Raw genomic sequence first — 3,851 nt, forward strand, 5'->3', positions numbered from 1 at the left:
ATCGGGATCACTGACAGGAAGACCTAAGCGGGAATTGATCAGGCAATTGGGTTGATATCCTTCAATCTCCAAGTCAATCTACCAACCGGAAAAACCAGATGGGGAGGGGAGACTGGAGCGGATTTGCTGACCAATTATTTAAGACCTGAAAAATTCACCTTGTTCACGGATTTGAAAAAAAATGATTTTATAAAGGGGACCAGACTGATGCCTGATCCGAATGGTGAAATCGAGGTATATGAGACCTTCTGGGAAAAAGGAAATGCCATGGAAAGATGCGTGCCACCACTTTTGGTTTATGCAGACCTGATTATCAACGGAGATAAAAGAAGTATCGAGATAGCACAAAGAATTTATGACAGATATATCCAAGAATAGCAAAAGATTGGGCAAAAAAACTGGACGAACCTGTTGATTATGCCTTGTCATTAATACAGTTGTTTTTGACCGGAATAGAAGAAAGAAGTTAAATGGCCAAAAGAAATAAAAATACAATAGTAAAACTCAGCAAAGCCCTTGTACTGAACAGATGGGTACTCATTTTGGGGTGATGGACCTGGAATCCTTGGCAGATACAACATTTAAAAGGTCTATATTCGAGGGATTGGTTTTGCTTTCGAATATTCAGCCACGAGGATAATCCCGAGGTTCGGGACAGGTTATGCTCCGGAATATCATCAAAATTCTTACTATAGGGGGGCAATCCCGAAAATCGGGATCAGTCGAATCTGGTCTATCATGCCACTTTCACTACTCTAAATCATTCCGGTTGAGAGGGGTCAATCCCGCAAGCGGGACAGGCTATGCTCCGGAATATCCACCGGATTCCGGAGCTTTTAAAAATTAATTGATCTATTCCATCCCTTCTCCAGGAAAGGAATTACAAATTCATTGGATAGATAGAATGGTGTAGATACAACACACACACCTAGCGTGGCCAAGTTTAGTCAAGAAGTCTTTTAAATTATCTTTTGTAATCATTATAGTTCAAGTTTTTTCAGGTGGCGCAAAACTTCTCTTAATACAGTATCAAAATCAGGTAAATCATGAATTTGATCTGCCATTGATTTTTGCCATCTTCCTTTATATTGAGGTAATCGCTGCTCCAACTTATTATGAAAGTCAGCAGGATTTACGTCTTTGTTTTCACATTTTGTTTTGAACTCGTTGATGAAGAAATCAACGTCCATCCCATGTTCTTCCAGCAAATACCAGATGTCGTAGAAATCTCTGGCCTGCATTCGTTGCATTACAGAACGTAATTTTTCTACCAATACTTCTTCTAACGAATAACAAAGAAGTTGATGCTCTTCTTGATCTGAATATCTAATAAAAACATCATTTGTAACAGGCTCAAAAACTAAGTTTTCACTTCTTGAAATATCAACTTTCACTTTCTTATTAGCTCCCAATCCACCAAGTGGCCCTGTATAGCTGATATAAAAATTGATTCCTCCGTCTTCATGCTCGTTGTTGTCAATTATTTCCAGAGGGATATTAGCTTCTTCTTTTATGTATTCAAATACTTCTTCAAACCACTCAAATATTTGATCGTTGGTTAGACTGTCATCAAGTAAAGTGAAATCAAGATCTTCAGAAAATCGGTAATCTTCGAAATAGACTTTCTTTAGTACGGTTCCGCCTTTAAACACAATTGCTTTAGAAAGTTCTTCATGTTGGGCTATTCCTTGCAGAACCCACGATAGAATGTAATCCTTTTCAATCTGCTGATCTCGCACACCAAATTCACGAGCCTTGTTTTGTATTTCTCCCGGTTTAATCATGTGTAAATGGCAGATTTAATGGTTCCCGTTTCTAAATTTTGTTGAATGCTCCATCTGCTTATCATCTTTCCTGATTTGGGCAGTTCAGTATCAAGCAATACATATGAAGCTGTTTTTATCTTGTTCAGTTTGGAAATAATGTCGCTTTCTATTTCGAGTATTTCCAGCAAGAACCCAAGTCGCTTGATTACTGCTTGCGATTTGAACTTTTCAGCATATTCCAAGAGTTTGTTGAACTTGATTTTGCCTTTTGATGTATAGATGGCTCTTGCTATTTCTACAATTCCACCAGCATAGTCTGGTTTGAATAAACAGTCAATAAAAGTTTTTTCTAGGTCAGAGCATAGTACTTTGTTAAAGCTGTCTATCCATATTTTTTTTGCTCCGAAAAAGTGATTTTCATTATGATAAATAAATTGAAAATCAACATCCTTTATTTTGATTTTAGAAGGACGAATTTGATCTGCAACAACTATTTGTTCCTTTAAGGACGGCTGAGTAATTAAGTTGTGAATCTGTAAAGCAGAGTAGTATCCAATGTAGTGGTCAGTTCCTTTAACCAAATGTTCTGCTATTAGATGCCAATCAGGCATAAAGGATTCAGGGTCTTTTTCAAAAGGAATAACATAATATAGCCCTTTTTTTAACCGCATTAACAACCCTCTTTTAACCATGTCACTTAGAAGCTCCTTTAAAGCACTGTCACTTGATTGAGGCAACGCATTTATAGCGTCACTATAAGAGAAACAACTCTTGTCCAATTGGTTGAAATAGGTCAGTATTTGATTGGATTGTGTTGAAATATTTTTTGCTCTCATAGCTTAAAAGTCAGCTCTTAACTGACGACAATGATACAAATAATAAAATACAAAACGATTATTTATCGTAAAAAAGTCAGCTTATACCTGCTTTTTGTGATATAAAACATAATTCAAGCTATTATCTTTTGAATAGTGGAGATGTGAAAGCTCTTTTGATGAGGAGCGTACCGGAACATCAAATGTGCTTAAAAGTGTGGTTGGGTTTTTAAATTCTGACTAGCGTTTTTGTATATCATTGAAAAAAAGCTGATTACAATATTTCTATTTTCTCAATTCCCTCTTGTTCCTCTGCTCATCCGTTAGCTTACGAAATCAACTTTTTTAAAGTAGGGGGAATGGCATACAACGTCCTAATAAACGCTGTACAGCTCCGTGCCATTTGGCAGTCCCCGGTATTGCGTTTAGTGGATGTGTGTGCCCAGCATGGGCATCTGGTATCGAAGATACCAAATTATTCCAGTGGTTGAAATGCGAAGCATTCATGAACTCCAATGTAAAAAAAATCTTCGTGAATAAAGTCTCCGCCAGCTGGCGGACAAGTTGCTGAAGCCTGTTAGCAAGTCGCAAGTCCCGTACGTACGGGATGAAGTAAGCCAGACTACGGTGTCTGTACTAACGAACAGAGCCTGTCCCGCTCAGCGGGAAACCATATACAGAGACTATTAGGTCGGATGAGGTGACACAGCACACCGAAGTCCAAAAGCCTGAGAAATCAGGTTCGTGCCGAAATAGTAAATGCAGCAGCGATAGACGCAAGCCTGCCTGACAGGACGGGCATGGATATTCATCTTACCAAGAGGGCTGAGCGTAAAGAAATCTTCCAGTGGAAGATTTTAGCGAAGGGCCGGGCTGTAAGGTAGGCCTGGGTTTCGGGAACACCTAAGAGAAGTCAGCAGTACCTGTACCGCACTGCGGTAGGCCATAGTAGTCAACAGGACTTGAGCTTCGGAAAACCGAGGAGTTCTCACGAGTTGATGAAGCCCGCCCGGATGACCTGTCGGACGGGGGCTGAATCCCGAAAAAATCGGGACAGGTTGTGATAGGTTTAGGGGTGGGATTCCCCTTTACCTAGTCGACTACCACCAGTACTTGTTAGTATTATAGACCAAATTCCAAATTCTTTATGAGTATCATATCTCATACTTTGGTCAGTTGTTTTAAACGGCCTTGAAACGATTGGAAATAATTTCTTTTAGTGGTATCATTTAGAAAAGAAGCAGCTACCATTTTTTCAACTAATTCTGAT

At 39.1% G+C, this 3,851-nt stretch carries 3 protein-coding genes; 1 reads left to right on the top strand and 2 read right to left on the bottom strand.

The genetic code is table 11. The annotated features are described in order from the left end of the window. Positions 1-51 precede the first annotated feature (51 nt). Positions 52-378 carry a type IV toxin-antitoxin system AbiEi family antitoxin gene (locus tag EA341_RS00445; protein ID WP_293010711.1) on the top strand — a complete coding sequence of 109 codons (327 nt, stop codon included), beginning with the start codon at positions 52-54 and terminating at the stop codon, positions 376-378. A 602-nt stretch (positions 379-980) separates the two neighbouring features. Here the strand turns inward: EA341_RS00445 and EA341_RS00450 are convergent. Continuing rightward, a complete protein-coding gene (locus tag EA341_RS00450) occupies positions 981-1,784 on the bottom strand; it encodes a nucleotidyl transferase AbiEii/AbiGii toxin family protein (protein ID WP_293010712.1) in 804 nt (267 codons plus the stop codon). After that, on the bottom strand, positions 1,781-2,602 hold the full coding sequence (locus EA341_RS00455; RefSeq protein WP_293010713.1) for a transcriptional regulator: 822 nt from the start codon (positions 2,600-2,602) through the stop codon (positions 1,781-1,783). The genes EA341_RS00450 and EA341_RS00455 overlap by 4 nt, the downstream gene beginning before the upstream one ends. Positions 2,603-3,851: the final 1,249 nt, after the last annotated feature.

Origin of the sequence: Mongoliibacter sp. (genome assembly GCF_007692705.1) — a bacterium.
Taxonomy (GTDB): Bacteria; Bacteroidota; Bacteroidia; order Cytophagales; family Cyclobacteriaceae; genus Mongoliibacter.